This is a genomic window from Klebsiella sp. 28 (assembly GCF_018223905.1).
Lineage (GTDB): Bacteria > Pseudomonadota > Gammaproteobacteria > Enterobacterales > Enterobacteriaceae > Klebsiella > Klebsiella pneumoniae.
Genome location: NZ_JAGRQY010000125.1, coordinates 35,057 through 57,166, shown reverse-complemented (window position 1 = coordinate 57,166; position 22,110 = coordinate 35,057). Strand labels below are relative to the sequence as shown.

General features: G+C 56.4%; 21 protein-coding genes. 11 read left to right on the top strand and 10 right to left on the bottom strand.

Features of this window, described 5'->3' with window-relative positions:
• Positions 1 to 560: LysR substrate-binding domain-containing protein (locus KHQ28_RS20740; protein WP_211777668.1), on the top strand; the 560-nt coding region annotated here is incomplete at its 5' end.
• A 96-nt stretch (positions 561 to 656) separates the two neighbouring features.
• Here KHQ28_RS20740 and KHQ28_RS20735 read toward each other — a convergent pair.
• Complete coding sequence (locus KHQ28_RS20735; RefSeq protein WP_004174861.1) at positions 657 to 830, bottom strand: YfgG family protein; 174 nt, start codon at positions 828 to 830, stop codon at positions 657 to 659.
• Positions 831 to 1,200: 370 nt separating this feature from the next.
• Between KHQ28_RS20735 and KHQ28_RS20730 the strand changes: the two genes are divergently transcribed.
• Positions 1,201 to 3,429 carry an EAL domain-containing protein gene (locus tag KHQ28_RS20730; RefSeq protein WP_021469752.1) on the top strand — a complete coding sequence of 743 codons (2,229 nt, stop codon included), beginning with the start codon at positions 1,201 to 1,203 and terminating at the stop codon, positions 3,427 to 3,429.
• A 53-nt stretch (positions 3,430 to 3,482) separates the two neighbouring features.
• Here KHQ28_RS20730 and ppx read toward each other — a convergent pair whose 3' ends face one another.
• The 4 genes from ppx to purM form a co-directional block, all read right to left on the bottom strand.
• Positions 3,483 to 5,015: an exopolyphosphatase gene (gene ppx / locus KHQ28_RS20725; protein ID WP_004149289.1), complete on the bottom strand. Its 1,533-nt coding sequence runs from the start codon at positions 5,013 to 5,015 to the stop codon at positions 3,483 to 3,485.
• Between the two features lie 3 nt (positions 5,016 to 5,018).
• On the bottom strand, positions 5,019 to 7,079 hold the full coding sequence (ppk1, locus tag KHQ28_RS20720) for a polyphosphate kinase 1 (RefSeq protein ID WP_002913838.1): 2,061 nt from the start codon (positions 7,077 to 7,079) through the stop codon (positions 5,019 to 5,021).
• Positions 7,080 to 7,259: 180 nt separating this feature from the next.
• Positions 7,260 to 7,901 carry a phosphoribosylglycinamide formyltransferase gene (gene purN, locus KHQ28_RS20715; protein ID WP_004145656.1) on the bottom strand — a complete coding sequence of 214 codons (642 nt, stop codon included), beginning with the start codon at positions 7,899 to 7,901 and terminating at the stop codon, positions 7,260 to 7,262.
• Positions 7,898 to 8,935, bottom strand: coding sequence for a phosphoribosylformylglycinamidine cyclo-ligase (purM, locus tag KHQ28_RS20710; protein ID WP_002913836.1), 1,038 nt, complete (start codon positions 8,933 to 8,935; stop codon positions 7,898 to 7,900). Before purM ends, purN begins: the two co-directional genes overlap by 4 nt.
• Before the next feature lie 263 nt (positions 8,936 to 9,198).
• On the opposite strand from purM, the gene bglK reads away from it, so the two are divergent.
• The 5 genes from bglK (at position 9,199) to KHQ28_RS20685 (ending at position 14,561) form a co-directional block, all read left to right on the top strand.
• A complete protein-coding gene (gene bglK, locus KHQ28_RS20705) occupies positions 9,199 to 10,092 on the top strand; it encodes a beta-glucoside kinase BglK (protein WP_004213188.1) in 894 nt (297 codons plus the stop codon).
• A 9-nt stretch (positions 10,093 to 10,101) separates the two neighbouring features.
• Complete coding sequence (locus tag KHQ28_RS20700; protein WP_004174870.1) at positions 10,102 to 11,535, top strand: 6-phospho-beta-glucosidase; 1,434 nt, start codon at positions 10,102 to 10,104, stop codon at positions 11,533 to 11,535.
• 217 nt (positions 11,536 to 11,752) lie between these two features.
• Positions 11,753 to 12,379, top strand: a complete 627-nt coding sequence (gene upp / locus KHQ28_RS20695) for a uracil phosphoribosyltransferase (protein WP_002913827.1) — start codon at positions 11,753 to 11,755, stop codon at positions 12,377 to 12,379.
• Between the two features lie 95 nt (positions 12,380 to 12,474).
• Positions 12,475 to 13,761, top strand: coding sequence for a uracil permease (gene uraA, locus KHQ28_RS20690; protein WP_002913824.1), 1,287 nt, complete (start codon positions 12,475 to 12,477; stop codon positions 13,759 to 13,761).
• A 98-nt stretch (positions 13,762 to 13,859) separates the two neighbouring features.
• Entirely contained in the window at positions 13,860 to 14,561 is a 702-nt protein-coding gene (locus tag KHQ28_RS20685; RefSeq protein ID WP_020947395.1) for a DnaA inactivator Hda, read from the top strand.
• Here KHQ28_RS20685 and KHQ28_RS20680 read toward each other — a convergent pair.
• From KHQ28_RS20680 to bepA, 3 genes are all read right to left on the bottom strand, one after another.
• Positions 14,558 to 15,469 carry an Rpn family recombination-promoting nuclease/putative transposase gene (locus KHQ28_RS20680; protein ID WP_002913812.1) on the bottom strand — a complete coding sequence of 304 codons (912 nt, stop codon included), beginning with the start codon at positions 15,467 to 15,469 and terminating at the stop codon, positions 14,558 to 14,560. The two genes, KHQ28_RS20685 and KHQ28_RS20680, sit on opposite strands and share 4 nt — an antisense overlap.
• Positions 15,470 to 15,597: 128 nt before the next feature.
• Entirely contained in the window at positions 15,598 to 15,957 is a 360-nt protein-coding gene (arsC, locus tag KHQ28_RS20675; RefSeq protein ID WP_002913810.1) for an arsenate reductase (glutaredoxin), read from the bottom strand.
• A 9-nt stretch (positions 15,958 to 15,966) separates the two neighbouring features.
• Positions 15,967 to 17,430: a beta-barrel assembly-enhancing protease gene (gene bepA / locus KHQ28_RS20670; protein WP_002913807.1), complete on the bottom strand. Its 1,464-nt coding sequence runs from the start codon at positions 17,428 to 17,430 to the stop codon at positions 15,967 to 15,969.
• A gap of 51 nt (positions 17,431 to 17,481) precedes the next feature.
• On the opposite strand from bepA, the gene KHQ28_RS20665 reads away from it, so the two are divergent.
• Both KHQ28_RS20665 and KHQ28_RS20660 read left to right on the top strand, forming a co-directional pair.
• On the top strand, positions 17,482 to 17,598 hold the full coding sequence (locus tag KHQ28_RS20665) for a hypothetical protein (RefSeq protein WP_004221267.1): 117 nt from the start codon (positions 17,482 to 17,484) through the stop codon (positions 17,596 to 17,598).
• A gap of 54 nt (positions 17,599 to 17,652) precedes the next feature.
• Positions 17,653 to 18,714 (top strand): AI-2E family transporter, encoded by a 1,062-nt coding sequence (locus KHQ28_RS20660; RefSeq protein WP_002913806.1) that lies wholly within the window; start codon positions 17,653 to 17,655, stop codon positions 18,712 to 18,714.
• Between the two features lie 61 nt (positions 18,715 to 18,775).
• Here KHQ28_RS20660 and bcp read toward each other — a convergent pair whose 3' ends face one another.
• Both bcp and KHQ28_RS20650 read right to left on the bottom strand, forming a co-directional pair.
• A complete protein-coding gene (gene bcp, locus KHQ28_RS20655) occupies positions 18,776 to 19,246 on the bottom strand; it encodes a thioredoxin-dependent thiol peroxidase (protein ID WP_002913805.1) in 471 nt (156 codons plus the stop codon).
• A 3-nt stretch (positions 19,247 to 19,249) separates the two neighbouring features.
• Entirely contained in the window at positions 19,250 to 19,816 is a 567-nt protein-coding gene (locus KHQ28_RS20650) for a glycine cleavage system transcriptional repressor (protein WP_002913804.1), read from the bottom strand.
• A gap of 153 nt (positions 19,817 to 19,969) precedes the next feature.
• On the opposite strand from KHQ28_RS20650, the gene dapA reads away from it, so the two are divergent.
• Positions 19,970 to 20,848, top strand: a complete 879-nt coding sequence (gene dapA / locus KHQ28_RS20645) for a 4-hydroxy-tetrahydrodipicolinate synthase (protein WP_002913803.1) — start codon at positions 19,970 to 19,972, stop codon at positions 20,846 to 20,848.
• A 16-nt stretch (positions 20,849 to 20,864) separates the two neighbouring features.
• A complete protein-coding gene (bamC, locus tag KHQ28_RS20640) occupies positions 20,865 to 21,899 on the top strand; it encodes an outer membrane protein assembly factor BamC (protein ID WP_002913802.1) in 1,035 nt (344 codons plus the stop codon).
• Positions 21,900 to 22,110: the final 211 nt, after the last annotated feature.

The window sequence follows — 22,110 nt, the reverse complement described above, 5'->3', positions numbered from 1 at the left end:
TTGCCGGTGGTCACCCCCACCGTCAGCAGCACCCGCTGCTGACGGTGGGGGTGACCACCGGCAACACGCTGGATATCGTCCGCGCGGTGGAAGAAAACCGGCTCGATCTCGGGCTGGTCACGCTGCCCGTGCAGGGGCGCAGTCTGGCGGTGACTGCGATGTTAGATGAGGAGTTCGTGACCATCTATGCCAGCCGCGAGACGGAGATGCCGGCGGTTTATACTCCCGCCGAGCTGCAGGCGCAGCCGCTCATTGCCTTCGAGGCGGGTAGCGGCACGCGGGATCTGATTGACCGCTGGTTCCGCTCGGCGGGACTGGCGGTGACGCCGGTAATGCAGTTGGGGAGCATCGAGGCGATTAAGCGCATGGTGCGGGCAGGGCTGGGCTACAGCATCGTGCCCCGCATGGCGGTGGAGCGGGTGGAGGATCGCGACGGATTACGCGTACACTCGCTGGCGCCGCGGCTATACCGACAGCTGGCGGTAGTCATGCGTCAGGACAAAATTGTGACAAAAGGTATCGCTGAAATGCTGCGCCTGCTGCATACCGTGCGCTTATAAATCGCCGACGGCAAAATTACCGCATCAAAGACAGTACTTCAGCAGCGAGCGGCTCTGCCTGCGGAGTGTGGCGCTTGCAGTATTAGAATCAAAGGATTACTCGCGGGGGGAGGGCTCGACGGTGAGCGATGACTCCTGCGACGCTTTTTTATCCTGATGATGGTACCAGGCGCCGATGGAGGAGTAGACAAAGCGTCCAAAGAAGAAGAGAAAGCTGATAAGCAGTACGATACGGGTCATGCGACGGTTAAATCGATGTCGTTTACGCATACTGGGTGCCTGACTCACAAAAGGATCCTTGAAGTATACCCGAAGATGGGCGATGGGGGTATTAAGGCACAGGAACGAGATGGGGTCAATTGATGCAGATGTAAAAGTGCGGCAGTGAAAACATTAATTAATGTTATATAAGATAATCGTCGTATTTACATGCTCACTTTATTAGCCGTGAAATGTCGGGAAAAATAAGATTTATTAATGTTGGCGTCAGCATTTGTTGATTTATATCAATAGTCTCCTTCTCTTGGCCACTAAAATCAGCGGACGTTACCGTATCGTTATTATTTACGCGGTCAGCATGGGTGGTTGGATGCCTGCCTGAATATGCCTCGCGGGAGCAGAGGCACTCTGTAGAGCACCTATGAATTTATTAAAATACTATCAACAATATCGCGACAAGTGGTGGGCTTTACCGCTCGTTCTGCCTGCGCTGTTATTACCGGTCGCCAGATGGGCGAATACCTACACCATGCTCAATGGTCATATGGTATTTTTGTATTATCTTCCCCTGGCGCTGGTGCTCAGCCTGATGATGTTTTTTGGCTGGGCGGCGATCCCTGGCATTATTATTGGCCTGCTGTTAACTCTGGCCCACGGCATGATGCTTGAGCAGTCCATCGGTGTGCTGTTCCATTTCCTTATCCCCTGCGTGCTCTGCTGGGGCGGCTACCGCATTTTTGTCCCCCAGCGTCAGCAGGTCTCACACGGCAACGTCCGACTGATGCCGCATCGTCTGTTCTGGCAAATGCTGCTCCCCTCGGTCATTTTTCTGATTTTGTCACAGATTGCCGAATATCTTGGACTTCATCCGCGCACAACGGAAATGACCGGCGTTACGCCATTTAGTTTACGTTCATTAATCACCTTTCAGGCGCTAATGGTAGGGTGCCTGACCGGCATGCCGCTGTGTTATTTTGTGTTACGGGTCATTCGTAATCCTTTTCATTTACGCGGCTTTATTTCTCAGGTTCGCTTACAAATTGATCCAAAAATAAAAAAAATTGAAATTATTTGCTGGGCGACGGTATTAATTCTGCTACTGTGGCTATTATTGATGCCGCTTAATGATAGCAGCACCATATTTAGTACGAATTATACGTTGTCATTGCTGATGCCGGTGATGCTCTGGGGTGCCATGCGTTTTGGCTATCGCTTTATCTCACTGATCTGGACGCCGGTGCTGATTGCCGTGATCCATTTTCATTACCGTTACTTACCAATTTACCCAAGCTATAACACCCAGTTGGCGATCACGTCATCAAGCTATCTGGTATTCTCGTTTATTGTCGCCTATACGGCGATGCTGGCGACACAGCAGCGGCTGATCTACGCTCGCGTCCGGCAGATGGCCTTCCTCGACCCGGTGGTTCATATGCCGAACTTGCGGGCGCTGAGCCGGGCGCTCAACGGCACGAGCTGGTCGACGCTCTGTTTTCTGCGCATTCCTGAGCTTGAACTGCTGGGGCGCCACTATGGGGTACTTTTGCGAATCCAGTATAAGCAAATGCTGGCGAACCACCTGAGAACGCTGCTGCAGCCCAACGAAGCGGTATATCATCTTGCCGGTCACGATTTAGTGTTCCGTCTCAATAGCGAAGGGCACCAGGCGCGCATTCACTTAATTGACCGCTCCCTGCGACAGTTCCGTTTCCACTGGGACGGGGTCCCCCTGCAGCCGCGGATCGGCATGAGCTATTGCAACGTTCGCTCGCCGGTCAAGCATCTGTATTTACTGCTTGGCGAGTTGAACACCATTGCCGACATGTCGTTAGCCAGCGGCCATCCGGAAAATTTACAGCGCCGCGGCGCGGGCCATGTTCAGCAGGATCTGAAAGATAAAGTCGTGATGATGAACCGCATTCTCAAAGCGCTGGAACATGACCATTTTGTCCTGATGGCGCAGCCTATCCAGGGCATTCGCGGCGATCGCTATCATGAAGTGCTGGTGAGGATGGAAGGGGAGTCGGGTGAGCTAACGGGGCCAAACGAGTTCTTGCCGGTGGCGCACGAGTTTGGGCTGTCCACGCGGGTGGACCAGTGGGTTATTGAGCATACGCTGGCCTTTATGGACGCCAACCGGCGGGCGCTGCCCGGTCTGCGGCTGGCGATCAATCTTTCTCCGGTGTCGCTGAGCCGCAGCCAGTTTCCTCAGGAGGTCGAAGCGCTGCTGCAGGCCTACAACATTGAGCCATGGCAGATTATTTTCGAGCTGACCGAGAACTACGCGCTCAGCAATCCCGAGCTGGTCTGCCAGACTTTAGAGCATCTGCGGGCGCTGGGCTGCCGGGTGGCGATCGATGATTTTGGTACCGGCTACGCCAGCTACGCCCGGTTAAAAACAATGAACGTCGACATTCTTAAAATCGACGGCAGTTTTATTCGCAATCTGCTTGCCAGCAGTCTTGATTACCAGGTCGTGGACTCTATTTGTCGTCTGGCGCGTATGAAGAACATGCAGGTGGTGGCCGAATATGTGGAGTCGCCGGAAATACGCCAGGCGGTCATCACGCTGGGGATCGATTATATGCAGGGCTATGATATCGGGGTACCGGTACCTCTGACGCAGTTGGCGGAGGAGATGACCGGCTGAGCAGCAAAAAGCCGGGCGTAAGCGCCCGGCTCGGTTGATAGCCAGAGATACGATCAGGCGTCTGGCTCTTCTTCAGCAATCTTCAGCATCCATTCCGGCACGCCTTCCCAGTACTGTTGCTCTTTTTCCAGATCCAGCAGCACCAGCGCATTCTGGCTAAACCAGTTGTGCGGAAACGTCAGCGTCCAGTGGTGAGCTTCCGTCTGCAGGCGCAGCGTCGGCGGCGTAGTGGTAGCCTGACGCTGGTTATTCAGCAGTACGCCCAGGCGCAGTAGCTGAATTAGCGGCAGAAACTGCTTTTTCCTGAATAGCGTAAAGCGCGGCAGATCGTCGAGCTTGATCGCTTTGCGATGATAGCGTACGAGGGTGGCCATCAGCATCTGCTGCTCCTGGTTGAAGCCCGGCAGGTCGCTATTTTGGAGAATGTAGGCCGAGTGACGATGCATGCCGCTGTGGTTGATATTCAGCCCTACCTCATGGAGCATCACCGCCCATTTCAACAGCGCCGCGAGGTGCGGATTGGCCAGCTTGGGATTCTGCTCCTGCCACTGCTCCAGCATCTGGGTGGTAGTTTCCAGTACCCGGCGCGCCTGTTCGCGATCGATGTTGTACTGATTTGCCAGACTCTGTGCCGTGCGGCTACGAATATCCTGGTGGCGGAAGCGGCCTTCCATTTCGTACAGCACGCCTTCACGCAGGGCGCCATCGGACAGACGAAGTTCTTTAATGGCTAGCGCGTCAAACACGCCGCACAGAATCGCCAGCCCCGGGGCAAAGACCGCTTTACGATCTTCAGAAAGACCAGGCAGACTGAGCGCGTCGAAGTTTTTATGCTTCAGCAGCTCACTGACCAGCATTTCGAGGCGCTCCGGCGTAATAAATCCGTCCTTCTCGCCCATCGCCACCAGCACTTCCTGGGCGGCTTTAATGGTGCCGGAGGCGCCCAGCGCCACGGTCCATCCCTGAATACGGAACTGCCAGGCCAGCGTCTCCAGCTTCTGCACCGCCGCCAGGCGCGCGCGCTGGAAGTTTTCTTTATTGATAACGCCGCCAGGGAAATAGGCCTGCGAGAAGCTCACGCAGCCCATGCGGCGGCTTTCCACCAGGCGGGGCTCAAAATCTTCGCCAATGACCAGCTCGGTTGAACCGCCGCCGATATCAATCACCAGCTTGCGGCCGCGCTCCGGCTGCGTGTGCTCAACGCCCATAAAAATCAGGCGCGCTTCTTCATTACCGGAGATGATCTCGATCGGGTAGGGGATCACTTTTTCCGCGCGTTTAAGAAACTCCGCCGCGTTGGTCGCCTGACGCAGCGTATGCGTCCCGACGATACAGACGCTGGAGGGGGAGAACCCCTGCAGGCGTTCGGCAAACAGCGACAGGCAGTTCAGCCCACGGGTCATGGCTTCTTCGCTCAACACCGAGTTTTCATCGAGGCCATCGGCCAGATGTACGCGCTGTTTCAGGCGTCCGATGATCTGCATGGCGCCGTCGACGACACGGGCGATCACCATATGAAAACTGTTCGAACCAAGGTCAACCGCAGCGAACTCCTGCGGCCGAGGGGTGTTATCGTTTATTGGCATAGGTTAGTCGGGTTGTTCGAGTGATTTGAGATAATCGTAAATCGCCATTTGCGCGCGCACTTTACGGCGATTGCCGCGCGGCACATAGCGGTTACTCAGTTCTTTATCAAGATAGCGCGCTTTTACCGTATCGTTGAACAGGATATCAAAAATATCCAGCACCCGCTGCTTCAGACGCGGATCGAGCAGCGGAGCGGCAACTTCGATGCGATAATCGATGTTACGCGTCATCCAGTCGGCAGAGGAGAGCCAGACCTGTTTATCGCCACCGTTTTCAAAACAGTAGACCCGGTCGTGCTCGAGGAAACGGTCCACAATACTGATGACGCGGATATTTTCGCTGATACCTTCCAGTCCCGGGATCAGCGAGCACATGCCGCGGATCAGCAGATTAACCGGCACGCCGGAGCTGGAGGCGGCATACAGTCGGTCCACCAGACCTTTATCCACCAGGTTGTTCAGCTTCAGCGTAATCCCGGACGGTTGCCCGTTTTGCGCATTGGCGATCTCGCGATCGATCATCTCATACAGCAGACGACGCGAGTTCTGCGGCGACACCAACAGGTAGTCGAAGCTAACCGGACGATAGGGGTTCTCGATAAAGTTAAACACCCGGCGGACTTCATTGGTAATGCGCGCATCGGCGGTTAACAGCGAATAGTCGGTGTAGATCCGCGCCGTCTTCTCGTTAAAGTTACCGGTGCCGATGTGGGCGTAGCGCACCACCTCATCGCCTTCTTTACGCGAGATAAGGAACAGCTTGGCGTGGATCTTCAGACCTGGCGCAGAGAAGATAACGTGGACTCCGGCTTCCGTCAGGCGTTTCGCCCAGTGAATGTTAGCCTCTTCATCGAAGCGCGCCTGCAGCTCCACCACTACGGTGACTTTCTTACCGTTGTGGGCGGCGTGGATCATCGCGTCAATGATGCGCGAATCCTTGGCTACACGGTAGATGTTGATTTTGATCGCCAGCACGCTGGGGTCGAAGGAGGCCTGACGCAGCAGCTCCAGCACGTGCTCAAAGGTGTGATAGGGATAGTAGAGCAGCACGTCGCGTTCGCGAATGGCGTCGAAGCCGTTGCGGAATTTATCAAACCACAGATGACGCAGGCGCGGCATGGGCTTATTGACCAGATTGGCCTTACCGACGTTCGGGAAGCCGATAAAGTCTTTAAAGTTGTGATAGCGGCCGCCCGGCAGCATTGAGTCATAGTTGGAAATGGAGAGCTTATCGCGCAGCATTTCGACCATCGCATCCGGCATATCGCGCTGGTAGACGAAGCGAACCGGCTCGGCGGTCAGGCGCTGCTTGAGGCTGGAGGACATCAGCTCCATCAGGCTCGACTCCATCTCATGCACCAGATCGTACTCGGCGTCACGGGTCATCTTCATCGAGTAGGCGTTCAGCGCATCGTAATCAAAGAAGCCTTTAAAAATATCGTCCAGGCAATAGCGCAGGATGTTATCCAGGAGGATCATTGGCTTGCGGCGACGCGGCGCTTCCGGCGGCAGGTTCACGAAGCGCGGCACTTTATCCGACGGTATTTCCAGCAGAGCATAGTTGATGTTTTCCCCGCGGATAATCTCCACCGCCAGATAGGTGTAATCATCTTTCAGGAACTGCACGAGGTCCGTTTCGCGGTTGATCAGGATCGGCGAGATATGCTGGCGTAAATACTGCTTGAAGTAGTTGCGCAGCCAGGCCTGCTGATTGACGGACAGCTGGCGCTCGTTGATCAGGAAGATCTGGTTACGCGCCATCTCCAGCAACAGTTCATTATACAGACTATCGAATTCCTGATCGGCCTTCAGAACGCGGGCCTGAATTTTGCCTAACAGGTGGCGAGAATGGGCGGTACTGCCTTGTTCTTCACTGATAATAATCCGGCGCTTCAGCTCAGCGAAGCGCACTTTGTAAAACTCATCCAGGTTGTTGGAGTAAATCCCTAAGAAGCGCATGCGCTCAATCAGCGGGTTACTCTTGTCCGCCGCTTCCTGCAGCACGCGTTCGTTAAAAGACAACCAGCTGAGTTCTTTTTCGATGTATAGCTTTTCCTGGCCCATTACCGCTCACACTCCGTTTTACTCACAGGACGTAGACTATTATGACGAATTTTTCTGCGTAGCGATTTACTGTGTCACAACAATATGACAGTAAGAAGAATTATTTCTGTGAGATGTTTGATTAGTAAACACTTTTAATTAAAAAAAAGCCCCGCGATGTGCACATGCGGGGCTGGTTGTTCATTCGTCGGCGGCATAGCCCTGCGGGGGAAGCTGTCGCTCATCCAGCCAGGCGTGGTTGCCTGCCATGCGCAGACGTCCATCGACGAACCAGCTGATGACCAGCGGATAAATGGCATGTTCCTGGGCCTGAACCCGCGCCGTGATTTCCTCCTCGCTGTCGCCAGCGAAGACCGGCACCTTGGCCTGCAGAATAACCGGCCCACCGTCCAGCTCATCGGTGACGAAGTGCACCGAGGTGCCGTGCTCCTCGTCACCGTTCTCCAGCACCTGACGATGAGTATGCAGGCCAGGATACTTCGGCAGTAGCGAGGGATGGATGTTCAGCAGACGTCCCTGATAGTGGCTGACGAACGCCGGGCTAAGGATACGCATATAGCCTGCCAGCACCACCAGATCCGGGGCGTAGGCGTCGATTTCATGCATCAGCTGACGATCGAACGCTTCCCGGTCGGCAAACTGACTTTGCGCCAGCGCATGGGCCGGGATGCCGGCCAGGCGCGCGCGCTCAAGGCCGAACGCATCAGCCTTGTTACTGAATACCGCACGCAGGGTGCCGTTTATCTGTTTCCGGCCGCAGGCGTCGATGATCGCCTGCAAATTGCTGCCGCTACCGGAAATCAGCACCACGATGTTTTTCATGCAATGACCACACGCTGTTCGGAATCGGAGGCTTTGATATACCCGATTTTCCACGCGTTTTCACCTTTGTCATTCAGCAGGGCAATCGCTTTGTCCGCTTCCGCTGCCGGCAGGGCGATAATCATCCCTACGCCGCAGTTAAAGGTACGGTACATTTCATGCTGGCTGACGTTACCGGCGGTTTGCAGCCAGTTGAAGACGGATGGCCACTGCCAGGAGGACTCATCGATAATCGCCTGGGTGTTATCCGGCAGCACGCGCGGAATGTTTTCCCAGAAGCCGCCGCCGGTCAGGTGGGCAATAGCGTGGACGTCAACGCTGGCGATCAGATCAAGCACCGATTTCACATAGATGCGGGTTGGCGCCAGCAGATGGTCGGCCAGCGGTTTACCGTCAAGGTCGGTAGTTTGTGGGTCAACGCCGCTAACCTCAATGATCTTACGCACCAGCGAATAGCCGTTAGAGTGCGGGCCGCTGGACGCCAGCGCCACCAGCACGTCGCCATCGGTCACTTTGCTGCCGTCGATGATTTCTGATTTTTCCACTACCCCGACGCAGAAACCCGCCACGTCGTAATCTTCGCCGTGGTACATCCCGGGCATCTCTGCGGTTTCACCACCGACCAGCGCGCAACCGGACTGCAGGCAGCCTTCGGCGATGCCGTTGATGACGCTGGCTGCGGTATCGACGTCCAGTTTACCGGTGGCGTAATAATCCAGGAAAAACAGCGGCTCAGCGCCCTGAACCACCAGGTCGTTCACGCACATGGCGACCAGGTCGATACCGATGGTGTCGTGACGCTTCAGATCCATTGCCAGACGCAGCTTGGTACCGACGCCGTCGGTGCCGGAGACCAGTACCGGCTCGCGGTATTTCTGCGGCAGTGCGCACAGCGCGCCGAATCCGCCCAGTCCCCCCATCACTTCCGGGCGACGGGTTTTCTTCACCACGCCCTTAATACGGTCGACGAGAGCGTTGCCTGCATCAATATCCACGCCGGCATCTTTATAGCTGAGAGAGGTTTTATCGGTCACTGCGAAGTCTCCACGCGTTTGCGGTAAGCAAGAAAAATCGGCGCAATTCTAACAGGGAAAGCAAACGTTTGCGAGCCTGCTTTACAGTTGGCGTAAAACCGCTGATGAATGGTTAAATTTGATACTGCTCACGAAAATGAAACCGGGTACAGTCTGGTGCTTGCCTCTACGTAAAGAAATCCTCATCATACGACTGAAACCGGTTTCCGTGTTGGTTTGCCACGCATTTTGTCGGTGATTGACGCGGGTCAGGAGAGGGATGAATGAAGATTGCGGCATTTGATATCGGTGGCACCGCGTTAAAGATGGGCGTGATGGCCCGCGACGGCAGGCTGCTGGAAACCGCCAGGCAGTCAATCAATGACAGCGATGGCGATCGGATCTTACAGGCAATGCTGTCGTGGCTGGCGGCCCATCCGTCGTGTGAAGGAATAGCCATCAGCGCGCCGGGCTATATCGATCCGCACAGCGGTTTTATCACCATGGGCGGCGCTATCCGTCGATTTGATAACTTCGCCATGAAATCGTGGCTCGAGACGCGAACCGGGCTGCCGGTCTCGGTGGAAAACGACGCCAACTGTGTGCTGCTGGCCGAGCGCTGGCAGGGCAAAGCGGCGGAGATGGCCAATTTTCTGGTGCTCACTATCGGTACTGGCATCGGTGGGGCGATTTTCTGCCAACACCAGCTGATCAACGGGGCGCGTTTTCGTGCCGGCGAATTCGGCTACATGCTTACCGACCGTCCCGGCGGACGCGATCCTCGTCGCTATTCAATGAATGAGAACTGCACTCTGCGGGTGCTGCGCCATCGCTATGCGCAACATATTGGCGCGCCGCTGGATAGCGTGACAGGCGAACTGATTTTCGACCGCTATGACGCCGGCGACCCGGTTTGTCAGCGTCTGGTCGCCGAGTTCTTCAATGGCCTGGGCCATGGCCTTTATAACCTCGTCCATATCTTCGATCCGCAGACCATTTTTATCGGTGGCGGCGTTGTGGAACGCCCAGGATTTCTGACGCTACTGCGCCAGCATCTGGCCTGGTTCGGCATTGCCGACTATCTCGATACCGTCAGTCACGGTAACGATGCCGGCCTGATTGGCGCGGTTTACCATTTTAATCAGCTGTATCGTTCGCCAGACGACGATCGACATTAGGGAGAGACTATGTCCGGATTTAAAGCAGGTTTTCTGTGGGGCGGCGCGGTCGCAGCGCATCAGTTAGAGGGCGGCTGGCAGGAGGGCGGCAAGGGGATCAGCGTGGCGGATGTGATGACCGCCGGCGCCCACGGCGTGCCGCGGGAAATTACCGACGGCGTGGTGGCCGGGAAAAACTACCCGAACCATGAGGCGATCGATTTTTATCATCGTTATCCACAAGACCTGGCGCTGTTTGCCGAGATGGGCTTCAAATGTTTTCGCACCTCGATTGCCTGGACGCGTATTTTCCCGCAGGGCGATGAGCTGGAGCCCAACGAGGCTGGCCTGCAGTTTTATGATGATCTGTTCGACGAATGCCTGAAACACGGCATTGAGCCAGTCATTACGCTGTCGCATTTTGAAATGCCTTATCACCTGGTCACCGAGTACGGCGGCTGGCGCAACCGCAAGCTAATCGACTTTTTCGTGCGCTTTGCCAGGGTCGTCTTCACCCGCTATCAACATAAAGTGAAGTACTGGATGACCTTTAACGAGATCAACAACCAGGCCAACTTCCATGAGGACTTTGCCCCCTTCACCAACTCCGGTTTGAAATATTTGCCGGATGAAGACCGGGAACCGGTGATGTACCAGGCCGCGCACTATGAGCTGGTGGCCAGCGCCCTGGCGGTGAAAGCGGCGCGCGAGATCAACCCGGCGCTGCAGATTGGCTGCATGATCGCTATGTGCCCCATCTATCCGCTGACCTGCGCCCCGGACGATATGATGATGGCGATGAACGCCATGCACCGCCGTTACTGGTTTACCGACGTCCACGTGCGCGGTCGCTATCCGCAGCATCTGCTCAACTATTTTGCCCGCCGCGGCTTTACTCTGGATATCACCGAAGCCGATCGTCAGGCGTTAACCGAGGGCTGTGTCGACTACATTGGCTTTAGCTACTATATGTCGTTCGCTACCAAAGCCACCGAAGACAACCCCTTGCTTGATTATGATGAAACCACCAGCCTGGTCTCCAACCCGTACGTCAAAAAGTCGGACTGGGGCTGGCAGATTGACCCGGTCGGCCTGCGCTATTCGCTGAACTGGTTCTGGGATCACTACCAGCTGCCACTGTTTATTGTCGAAAACGGCTTTGGCGCGATTGATGTCCGCGAAGCGGACGGCAGCGTCAATGACCAGTATCGTATCGATTATCTCTCCGCCCATATCGCGGAGATGAAAAAGGCGGTGGTCGAGGATGGCGTCGATCTGATGGGCTACACCCCCTGGGGCTGTATCGATCTGGTTTCCGCCGGCACGGGGGAAATGAAAAAACGCTACGGCTTTATTTATGTCGATAAAGATAATGAAGGCAATGGCACGTTGGCACGCAGCCGGAAAAAGTCGTTTGCCTGGTATCAGCAGGTAATTGCCAGCAACGGGGAGAACCTGTCGTAGTCGGGTGGCGCTAACGCTTAACCGACCTACAATACACGTAGGCCCGCGTAAGCGTATGGACTGCACCCCGCACCCAAGCCGGAGCCTCGCCTCCGGTTTTTTTGTCTCTAAATCACTTTGCTTGATATACGTCAAGCAAGATGGGTATGGCACAATCCGCAAAAAGCGGTATAATCCCGCGATTTTTTTTGTGGCTGCCCCTCAGAGGAGAAAGAGAATGAAGATTGTGGAAGTCAAACACCCACTCGTCAAACACAAGCTGGGCCTGATGCGCGAGCACGACATCAGCACCAAACGCTTCCGTGAACTCGCCTCAGAAGTGGGCAGCTTACTGACTTATGAAGCCACCGCCGATCTGGAGACTGAGAAAGTCACTATTGAAGGCTGGAACGGTCCGGTGGAAGTCGAGCAGATCAAGGGCAAGAAAATTACCGTTGTGCCTATCCTGCGCGCTGGCCTCGGCATGATGGAAGGGGTGCTGGAGCACGTGCCAAGCGCGCGTATCAGCGTGGTCGGTATCTATCGCAATGAAGAAACCCTCGAGCCGGTGCCTTACTTCCAGAAACTGGTGTCTAACATCGATGAACGTATGGCGCTGGTCGTTGACCCGATGCTGGCCACCGGTGGGTCGATGATCGCCACTATCGATCTGCTGAAAAACGCCGGCTGCACCAGCATCAAGGTGCTGGTGCTGGTGGCGGCGCCGGAAGGTATTGCCGCGCTGGAGAAAGCCCACCCGGACGTTGAGCTGTACACCGCCTCTGTCGATAAGGGACTGAACGAGCACGGGTATATCATTCCCGGTCTCGGCGATGCCGGCGACAAGATTTTTGGAACGAAATAAAATATACCGCGAAAAAAGCCGACTTTGAGAGTCGGCTTTTTTTTGAATAAAAGTAATCCACAGCAAATAACAGACGACTCTCAGAGGAATACACTATGACGCGCCGTGCCATCGGGGTGAGTGAAAGACCGCCGCTTTTACAGACAATCCCGCTTAGTTTGCAACATCTGTTCGCCATGTTTGGCGCAACGGTACTGGTGCCTATTCTGTTCCACATTAACCCGGCCACCGTCCTGCTGTTCAACGGCATCGGTACGCTGTTGTACCTCTTTATCTGTAAAGGCAAAATTCCCGCTTATCTGGGATCAAGCTTCGCTTTTATCTCCCCGGTGCTGCTGCTGTTGCCGCTGGGCTACGAAGTGGCGCTGGGCGGCTTTATTATGTGCGGCGTGCTGTTCTGCCTCGTCTCCTTTATTGTCAAAAAAGCCGGTACCGGCTGGCTGGATGTGATGTTCCCGCCGGCGGCGATGGGCGCCATCGTGGCGGTTATCGGCCTCGAACTGGCGGGCGTGGCGGCTAATATGGCCGGGCTGCTGCCGGCCGACGGCCAGTCACCGGACAGTAAAACCATTATTATCTCGATGGTGACCCTGGCGGTGACGGTGTTCGGATCCGTGCTGTTCCGCGGCTTCCTGGCGATTATCCCGATCCTGATCGGCGTGCTGGTGGGCTATGCGCTGTCGTTTGTGATGGGCGTGGTCGATACCACCCCGATCGCCGAGGCCCACTGGTTCGCGCTGCCGACTTTCTACACTCCGCGCTTTGAGTGGTTTGCTATCTTCACCATACTGCCCGCCGCGCTGGTGGTGATTGCCGAGCACGTGGGGCATCTGGTGGTGACCGCCAATATCGTTAAGCGCGATCTGATCCGCGACCCGGGCCTGCATCGTTCGATGTTTGCCAACGGCCTGTCGACGATCGTTTCCGGCTTCTTCGGTTCGACGCCCAACACTACCTACGGTGAAAATATCGGCGTGATGGCGATTACCCGGGTCTACAGCACCTGGGTAATCGGCGGCGCGGCGATCATTGCGATTCTGCTCTCCTGCGTCGGCAAACTGGCGGCGGCTATCCAGATCATCCCGGTGCCGGTGATGGGCGGCGTTTCCCTGCTGCTGTACGGGGTGATCGGCGCCTCGGGGATCCGCGTACTGATTGAATCGAAGGTGGATTACAGTAAAGCGCAGAATCTGATCCTCACCTCCGTGATCCTGATCATCGGCGTTAGCGGCGCTAAAGTGCACATTGGCGCCGCCGAGCTGAAAGGGATGGCGCTGGCGACTATCGTGGGCATCGCCCTCAGCCTGATTTTCAAGCTTATCAGCGTCCTGCGTCCGGAAGAGGTGGTCCTCGACGCGGCGGATAGCGAAGAGTTTAAATAACGATCGCCTGACCGGGCGGCGATCCCGCCCGGTTCTCTCCTGACCTAAATCTGTGGTAAACTCTTCGCGTTTTTCTGTAAGCCTATGTTGAGGTCCATCTGAACGCACCGGCACAGCTCTCTTTGCCACTGTATCTTCCTGACGACGAAACCTTCGCGAGTTTCTGGCCGGGTGATAATCCTTCCCTACTTGCCGCCCTCCAGAACGTACTGCGCCAGGAACACAGCGGGTACATTTATATCTGGTCACGTGAAGGGGCAGGTCGTAGCCACCTGTTACACGCCGCCTGCGCGGAGCTTTCCCAGCGCGGGGATGCGGTAGGCTACGTGCCGCTGGATAAACGGACGTGGTTTGTGCCCGAGGTGCTGGAGGGGATGGAACAGCTGGCGCTGGTGTGCATCGATAACATCGAGTGCGTCGCCGGCGATGAGCCCTGGGAGATGGCCATCTTTAATCTCTATAACCGGATCCTGGAATCAGGCAAAACCCGGCTGCTGATCACCGGCGATCGGCCGCCGCGGCAGCTGAATCTTGGCCTGCCGGATCTGGCCTCACGGCTGGACTGGGGGCAGATCTATAAGCTGCAGCCGCTGTCGGATGAAGACAAACTGCAGGCGCTGCAGCTGCGCGCCAGACTGCGCGGCTTCGAGATGCCGGAAGATGTGTGCCGCTTCCTGCTGAAGCGGCTGGATCGCGAGATGCGTTCGCTGTTTATGACCCTCGATCAGCTGGATCATGCCTCGATTACCGCTCAGCGCAAGCTGACGATCCCCTTCGTGAAAGAGATCCTTAAGCTTTAGTCCGCCAGGGGAGTCAGCTCCTGCTCCGTCAGCCCGGTCAACCGGGCGACCAGGTCGCGCGGAAGGCCGCTGTGCAGCATAGCGACAGCGATGCGCTGCGCCTCTTCTTTCCGTCCTTCCTGACGCCCCTGCGCCAGGCCCCGCTCCAGCCCCTGTTGTTCCAGATATTCCGCAATCGTCATCAACGTCTCCTTATGCTGCGGCGTACGTAACGCCAGCTCGCGAATGAATTTAATCGGCTCGCGCGTGTTGCCTGCCTGCACCAGATAGTGCATCAGGGCTTGTACCTGCGATTCCGTCGCCAGTCCAGTCAATAATAATTCGCTCAGCTTGTCGAGGAGCTGCGCCAGATCGCGTTGTCGAATATGTTTTTGCAGTAACTCCAGCGTTGCCATGCGCTGGTGGGTGGCAATCTCGTCATCCGGAATGACGGTTATGTCCGCCAGCGGAAACGCCCCGTGATAAAGGTGACCGGCCAGCTCCGGAGCGACGAATTCATCGAGCCAGCGCAGAGAGAACGGATAGGGGCTCACCAGACCGTGGTAGAAGAGAACAGGGATCACCAGCGGCAGGCGATCGTGGCCGGCATCGAGATGGCGCTGCATGGCGGCGATGGCGTAGCGCATCAGACGAAAGGCCATATGCCGGTCGGGCGTGCTCTGGTGTTCGATAAGCGCATAAATATAACCGTCGCCCGCCGTGGTTTTCAGGGAATACAAAATGTCGGCGTAAAAGGGACGCAGATCGTCTTCGACAAAATGTCCGGACTCGAGATGCAGCGTACGCAGATCGCACACTTTAAGCAGCGTCTCGGGCAGATACAGTTGCAGGAAATCACGGGCGGTATCGGGATGGGAGAGGTAGGTCTTAAACACGGCGTCATGGGGCGTGGAGGTCGGCTTTTTCATGTTCATCCGTCCAGTGGATTGAGCGATGGGTGAACAGTAGCACCGTCCGGCGGGCGGGAGATATTGGCGTGAAAGATCTGGAATCGCCCACGTAAAAAAAAGCGCCGCGCAAACGCGGCGCGGGTGAGTTAGCTTACGATCTCAAGAACCTGTTCCGGCGGGCGGCCAATACGCGCCTGGCCGCGGCTGACGACGATAGGGCGCTCGATGAGTTTCGGATTGTCGACCATCGCCTGTATCAGCGCCGCGTTGCTGAGAGCCGGGTCGGCCAGATTGAGCGATTTATACAGATCCTCTTTCTGACGCATGAGCTCGCGGGGACTCTCCATACCCAGCAGCTGCAGCAGCTGGCGCAGCGTCCCGGCATCCGGTGGCGTCTCAAGATAAAGCACCACCTCAGGATCGATGCCGCGGCTCTGCAGCAGGCTCAGCGTTTCGCGGCTCTTGGAGCAGCGTGGGTTATGGTAAATTTTTACCGCGTCGGTCATGGGGTCTCCTTACATTTTTTGATAGGGACGGAAGCGAGCCTGCAGATCGCGTAGCTGATCGATACGGGCATCGTAACGCGCCTGCTGCAGGCTACCCAGTTTCACCTGCGAGCTGGCGCTGCTGAGCAGGGAAATCGCCTGCTCCAGCTGGCCGACCAGCGCCATGCTTTCAGCCCGCGCCGCCAGCTCCTGATCGCGATTGCCCAGCGCGCCTTCCGCCTGGGCCAGCAGGTCCCAGCCGTTGCCATCCTCTTTATAGGTAAAGGTATACCGGTTCAGAATGGTCGCCGCTTCCCCGGGCTGCCCGCCCTGCAGCAGGGCGTTGGCCAGGTTCAGCTGCAGCACCGGATTAGTACGCAGCTCGCGGGCGTTTTTAAGGCGATTGATGGCGTCGCTGGTTTTCTTCTGTCCGAGGTCGATATCGGTGGCCAGATCGAGATACCAGGCATTTTGCGGGTCGGCGTTGAGCAGCGGCTGCAGCGTTTTGCGTGCCTGGTCAAAGTTGTTGCTTTCCATCGCCAGCAGAGCGCGACCATACTGGGCGGCATGCTGTTGGCGGATATTGCCTTTATCCCAGGCGTTCAGCAGATCGGTGCCCAGCTTGTTGTCGCCGTTGGTGTACATCCCGAGGGTACGCGCCTTCGCCAGATAGAAGTCCGCCGAGGACTGTACCACCACCGGGCGCATCTGGTTGGCACGGTTACGGGCATCGGCCAGTCGGCTTTCCGGTAGGGGGTGGGTGAGCAGCATTTCCGGCGGTCGCGTCGAGTAGCGCGACTCGTCAAGCAGTTTACCCATAAACATCGGCATAGCCTGCGGGTCGAAACCCGAGCGCTGCAGAACCTGAATGCCAATCCGGTCGGCCTCTTCTTCGTTCTGGCGGGTGAAGCTGATCATACCCTGCTGAGTACCGGCCAGCGTCCCGGTCAGGGCCGCCATTCCGGCCTGCGGGCTGGCCATCGCCAGCAGAATCGAACCCAGGGCACCGACCCAGGTCAGCGGCGCATTGCGCTTCTGATCTTCCATCGCGCGGGCGAGATGGCGCTGCGTCACGTGGGAGATTTCGTGCGCCATGACAGAGGCCAGTTCGCTCTCGTTATCAGAGTAGCGGAACAGGGCGGAGTGGAGGACCACATTGCCGCCGAAGAAGGCGAAGGCGTTGATCTGGTCGTTATTAATCAAATAGAAGTGGAACGGGGTACGCACCGAGTTGGCGTGAGCCACCAGACGCATACCCAGCCCGTTGATATATTGCACCAGCAGAGGGTCGTTGATCAGCGGCGCGCTACCGCGCAGTTGGCGGACGTAGTAATCCCCCATCTGCATTTCCTGACCGATTGACAGCGTGCTTCCTGCGGAGGTTCCCATGTCCGGCAGGGTATCTGCGGAGTCAGCAAAAGCAGGACCTATCGAACCCAGCGTCAGCGACGCGATCGCGGTCGCCACCAGCGTTTTCTTCAACTGCCTGAACATAACCTCTGTCCTGTAATGTGGGTGTGCCAGTTTGACCGATTGTGCGGCGTAATGTTCCCTGGCCGCATCCCAGCGAGTTTAGCTGGCGTTGGCCGCCTTGAAAATATGTTCTTCATGGCGGAGAACGGTTTGACTGCGGCGCATCAAAAAGCGAAGTCTTTTTTGTGACATTTCGATACAATTCCCCGGATTGTCGCCGCTTGGCCCTTCAGGGAAGGTTTTATGCTTGAGATGTTAATGCAGTGGTACCGCCGTCGATTCAGCGACCCTGAGGCGATAGCGCTGCTGGTTATTTTGCTTGCCGGTTTCGGCATTATGTTCTTTTTCAGCGGCCTGCTGGCCCCGTTGCTGGTGGCTATCGTGCTGGCGTATCTGCTGGAGTGGCCGACCGTTCGTCTGGAGCGCATCGGTCTGTCGCGCACCTGGGCCACCTCGCTGGTGCTGATCCTCTTTGTGGGCATCCTGCTGTTGCTGGCCTTTGTGGTGCTGCCGGTAGCCTGGCAGCAGGGGATCTACCTCATCCGCGATATGCCGGGCATGCTAAATAAGCTCTCTGATTTCGCCGCCACGCTGCCGCGGCGCTATCCGGCGTTAATGGATGCCGGCATTATCGATGCGATGGCGGAAAATATGCGCACCCGGATGCTGACGGTGGGCGACTCGGTGGTTAAGTACTCTCTGGCCTCGCTGGTGGGGCTACTCACCCTGGCGGTCTATCTGGTGCTGGTGCCGCTGATGGTCTTCTTCCTGCTGAAGGATAAAGAGCAGATGCTCAACGCGGTGCGCCGCGTTCTGCCGCGCAATCGCGGGCTTGCCGGGCAGGTGTGGAAAGAGATGAACCAGCAGATCACCAACTACATTCGCGGCAAGGTGCTGGAGATGATTGTCGTCAGCGTCGCCACCTGGATAGGCTTTATCCTCTTTGGCCTCAACTACTCGCTGCTGCTGGCGGTGCTGGTGGGCTTCTCGGTGCTGATCCCCTATATCGGCGCGTTTGTGGTGACCATTCCGGTGGTGGGGGTGGCGCTGTTTCAGTTTGGCGCTGGCACCGAGTTCTGGAGCCTGTTTGCGGTCTATCTGATTATTCAGGGGCTGGACGGTAACCTGCTGGTTCCGGTGCTATTCTCGGAAGCGGTCAATTTACACCCGCTGGTGATTATCCTGTCGGTGGTGATCTTTGGCGGACTGTGGGGATTCTGGGGCGTCTTCTTCGCCATTCCGCTGGCCACGCTGATTAAAGCAGTGGTGCATGCCTGGCCGGATGGTTTGGCGGTCGACGACTAAGGCAATGAGAATAAAAAAAGACGCCGGGCGAGGGCTTCCTCTCCCGGCGTCTTGCTTTGCATCAGGCGTTTTCTTTCAGCCAGTTCAGCACCACGTCGTGGTGATTGCTGGTTTTGAAATCATCAAAGACGTGTTCGATTTTGCCATCGGCATCGATGAGGAAACTAATCCGGTGGATCCCGTCGTAGGTTTTCCCCATAAAGGATTTTTCGCCCCAGACACCAAACTGCTCGCAAACCTGATGGTTTTCATCAGACAGCAGCGTAAAGTTCAGCAGCTCTTTTTCGGCGAAACGGGAGAGTTTTTCCGGTTTATCGGTGCTGATGCCCAGCACTTCAACGCCGGCTTTTTTCAGGTCGTCCATATTATCGCGCAAGCCGCACGCCTGTACGGTGCAGCCCGGGGTCATGGCTTTCGGGTAAAAATAAACCAGGACACGTTGTCCCTGGAAGTCGGTTAAATTTACTTCCTCGCCGTCCTGGTCCGGTAAGCTAAATTTCGGTGCGATATCACCGGCTTTCAGTGGGGTCATGGGTTAAACTCCATCCTGTTCATCATGCTGTGAATAATTAACGATGTTAATACTGCCTTGTGCGTTCAGTTCTGTACATAGGGCTTTGAACGCTTGTTCGATATTTGCTGCATTTTGCGTCGCAGGACTGTGGGCAGTTATCTGGATAAAAAGCTGCGCGGAATCGCCGTCTCCCGGCTGCGTGCGGGACACCAGCTCCGCAATATTCATATTCCATGTATCGCACAGGGCAGTAAAGCGCTCGATGATATGCGGTGAGTCCGGCACCTCAACCTGGACCCAAACGGTGTTTGGCATGGCCTGCGGCGGGCGCGCAGTGGTGCGTTTCATCACGATCAACAGCTCCAGCTCCGCGCCTTTCAGCGGCAGAGTTGATTCGATCAGGTTAATCGCATTCCACGACCCGGAAAGCAGCATGATAAACGTAAACTCATCACCGAGCATGGCCAGCCGGCTGTCTTCGATATTACAACCGCAGCTGCTGACGTGGCGAGTGATCGTATTCACGATGCCGGGACGGTCAGCCCCCAGGGCGGTAATAACCAGATAGTGTTGTAATGAGGCTGTCAAACCTGTTCTTCCTTTAAAAAGGTGAGGTAACATTAGGAAAGCATAAAAAAAACCGCCATACAACATCCCTGATGGCGTCGGGTCTCTTGCTTTTATTACAGCTCCAAACGTAACATTGAGAATCTTGTCGCACTTCTGCTCTGAGGATGGCCCATGTTCACGGGAAGTATTGTAGCGCTTGTCACGCCGATGGATGAAAACGGTAATGTCTGCCGGACAAGCCTGAAAAAACTGATTGATTACCATGTCGCCAACGGAACCTCGGCGATCGTTTCGGTAGGGACTACCGGTGAATCCGCAACGCTGAGCCATGAAGAGCATGGCGACGTGGTGATGATGACGCTGGAGCTGGCCGACGGGCGTATTCCGGTTATCGCTGGAACGGGAGCCAATGCAACCGCAGAGGCGATTAGCCTGACCAAACGTTTTAACGACAGCGGTGTTGTTGGCTGCCTGACGGTCACTCCTTATTATAACCGTCCGACCCAGGAAGGCCTGTTCCAGCACTTTAAAGCTATCGCCGAACATACTGACCTGCCGCAAATTCTGTATAATGTGCCGTCCCGTACCGGTTGCGATATGCTGCCGGAAACCGTTGGCCGTCTGGCGGAAATTAAAAATATTGTCGGTATTAAGGAAGCAACAGGGAACTTAAGTCGCGTTCACCAGATCAAAGAGCTGGTTTCAGACGACTTTATTCTGCTGAGCGGTGACGATGCGACCGGTATGGACTTCATGCAGCTCGGCGGCGTAGGCGTGATTTCTGTTACGGCCAACGTGGCGGCGCGCGAAATGGCCGACATGTGCCGTCTGGCGCTGGCGGGTCAATTTGCCGAAGCTCGTGCGATTAACCAGCGTCTGATGCCACTGCATACAAAATTATTTGTCGAACCCAATCCTATCCCGGTGAAATGGGGATGCAAGGCGTTGGGTCTTGTGGCGACCGATACGCTGCGCTTGCCGATGACGCCTATCACCGATCATGGTCGTGAAGCCGTCACTGCCGCGCTGAAGCATGCCGGTTTGCTGTAAAGTTTAGGGAGATTTGATGGCTTACTCAGTACAGAAGTCGCGCCTGGCGAAGGTTGCGGGTGTTTCGCTGGTTCTACTCCTCGCGGCCTGTAGTTCTGACTCGCGCTATAAGCGTCAGGTGAGCGGTGATGAGGCCTATTTACAGGCATCACCGTTGAGCGAACTTCACGCGCCGGCGGGGATGATCCTGCCGATTCAGGTGGGTGATTACAATATTCCGGTGGCTAACAGCACCGGCGCGGTCGGTAAAGCGCTGGACATTCGTCCGCCGGCGCAGCCGCTGGCGCTGGTGAGCGGTGCGCGGACCCAGTTTAACGGCGATACCGCGACGCTGATGGTCGAGAACGGCCGCAGCGGTTCGCTGTGGGCACAGGTCACCAGTATTCTTCAGTCGAAGAACTACGTTATCGCCAAGCGCGATGATGCGAGCCAGACGCTGAACACCGACTGGGTTGAGTGGAACCGTCTTGATGAAGATCAGCAGTATCGCGGCCGTTATCAAATCTCCGTCAAACCGCAGGGTTATCAGCAAGCGGTGGTCGTTAAGCTGGTGAATCTGGAGCAGGCGGGTAAACCGGTTGCCGATCCGGCGTCTCTGCAGCGCTACAGCACCGCTATGCTGAACGTCATTTCGGAAGGCCTTGACATGAATGCCACCAGCGCCCAGAACGCCGCCCAGCGCAGCGCGGGGGCCACCTTCGACGTGCAGAGCGCCGCCGACGATACCGGCCTGCCGATGCTCGTTGTTCGCGCGCCGTTTAACCTGGTGTGGCAGCGTCTGCCGGGCGCCCTCGAGAAAGTGGGGATGAAAGTGACCGACAGCACGCGCTCTCAGGGCAGCATGGCGCTGACCTATAAGCCGCTGTCTGACAGCAGCTGGCAGGAGCTGGGCGCACGTGACCCGCAGCTGGTCTCCGGCGACTACAAACTGCAGGTCGGCGACCTCGATAACCGCAGTAGCCTGCAGTTTATCGACCCGAAAGGCCACACCCTGACGCAGTCGCAAAATGACGCCCTGGTAGCCGTATTCCAGGCCGCATTTAACAAGTAATCAAAAGGGCTGGAGCAATCCGGCCCTTTTTCATGTATAGTGACGCAAACGTGTGCGTGGCCATATAATCCTGTAAATCGCCGCGTTAAGGCTGCTCCAGTCGCCTGACTGCAGTTCGCCCCGCAAGCGTACAGCATCCGCTCCAACGCCCGTTGCAGGATGTTATGTAAGACCGACACGTCATTTTTTGGCTCAATATCACTGGAGTAGT

Bases quoted from the DNA above. Each gene is read 5' to 3' on its own strand.
- bepA (WP_002913807.1), bottom strand. From the start codon at position 17,430: ATGTTCAGGCAGTTGAAGAAAACGCTGGTGGCGACCGCGATCGCGTCG.
- ppk1 (WP_002913838.1), bottom strand. From the start codon at position 7,079: ATGGGCCAGGAAAAGCTATACATCGAAAAAGAACTCAGCTGGTTGTCT.
- dapA (WP_002913803.1), top strand. From the start codon at position 19,970: ATGTTCACGGGAAGTATTGTAGCGCTTGTCACGCCGATGGATGAAAAC.
- KHQ28_RS20700 (WP_004174870.1), top strand. From the start codon at position 10,102: ATGTCCGGATTTAAAGCAGGTTTTCTGTGGGGCGGCGCGGTCGCAGCG.
- KHQ28_RS20660 (WP_002913806.1), top strand. From the start codon at position 17,653: ATGCTTGAGATGTTAATGCAGTGGTACCGCCGTCGATTCAGCGACCCT.
- KHQ28_RS20680 (WP_002913812.1), bottom strand. From the start codon at position 15,469: ATGAAAAAGCCGACCTCCACGCCCCATGACGCCGTGTTTAAGACCTAC.
- KHQ28_RS20735 (WP_004174861.1), bottom strand. From the start codon at position 830: ATGCGTAAACGACATCGATTTAACCGTCGCATGACCCGTATCGTACTG.
- ppx (WP_004149289.1), bottom strand. From the start codon at position 5,015: ATGCCAATAAACGATAACACCCCTCGGCCGCAGGAGTTCGCTGCGGTT.
- KHQ28_RS20665 (WP_004221267.1), top strand. From the start codon at position 17,482: ATGTTCCCTGGCCGCATCCCAGCGAGTTTAGCTGGCGTTGGCCGCCTT.
- bglK (WP_004213188.1), top strand. From the start codon at position 9,199: ATGAAGATTGCGGCATTTGATATCGGTGGCACCGCGTTAAAGATGGGC.
- bamC (WP_002913802.1), top strand. From the start codon at position 20,865: ATGGCTTACTCAGTACAGAAGTCGCGCCTGGCGAAGGTTGCGGGTGTT.
- upp (WP_002913827.1), top strand. From the start codon at position 11,753: ATGAAGATTGTGGAAGTCAAACACCCACTCGTCAAACACAAGCTGGGC.
- bcp (WP_002913805.1), bottom strand. From the start codon at position 19,246: ATGACCCCACTGAAAGCCGGTGATATCGCACCGAAATTTAGCTTACCG.
- purN (WP_004145656.1), bottom strand. From the start codon at position 7,901: ATGAAAAACATCGTGGTGCTGATTTCCGGTAGCGGCAGCAATTTGCAG.
- arsC (WP_002913810.1), bottom strand. From the start codon at position 15,957: ATGACCGACGCGGTAAAAATTTACCATAACCCACGCTGCTCCAAGAGC.
- uraA (WP_002913824.1), top strand. From the start codon at position 12,475: ATGACGCGCCGTGCCATCGGGGTGAGTGAAAGACCGCCGCTTTTACAG.
- KHQ28_RS20730 (WP_021469752.1), top strand. From the start codon at position 1,201: ATGAATTTATTAAAATACTATCAACAATATCGCGACAAGTGGTGGGCT.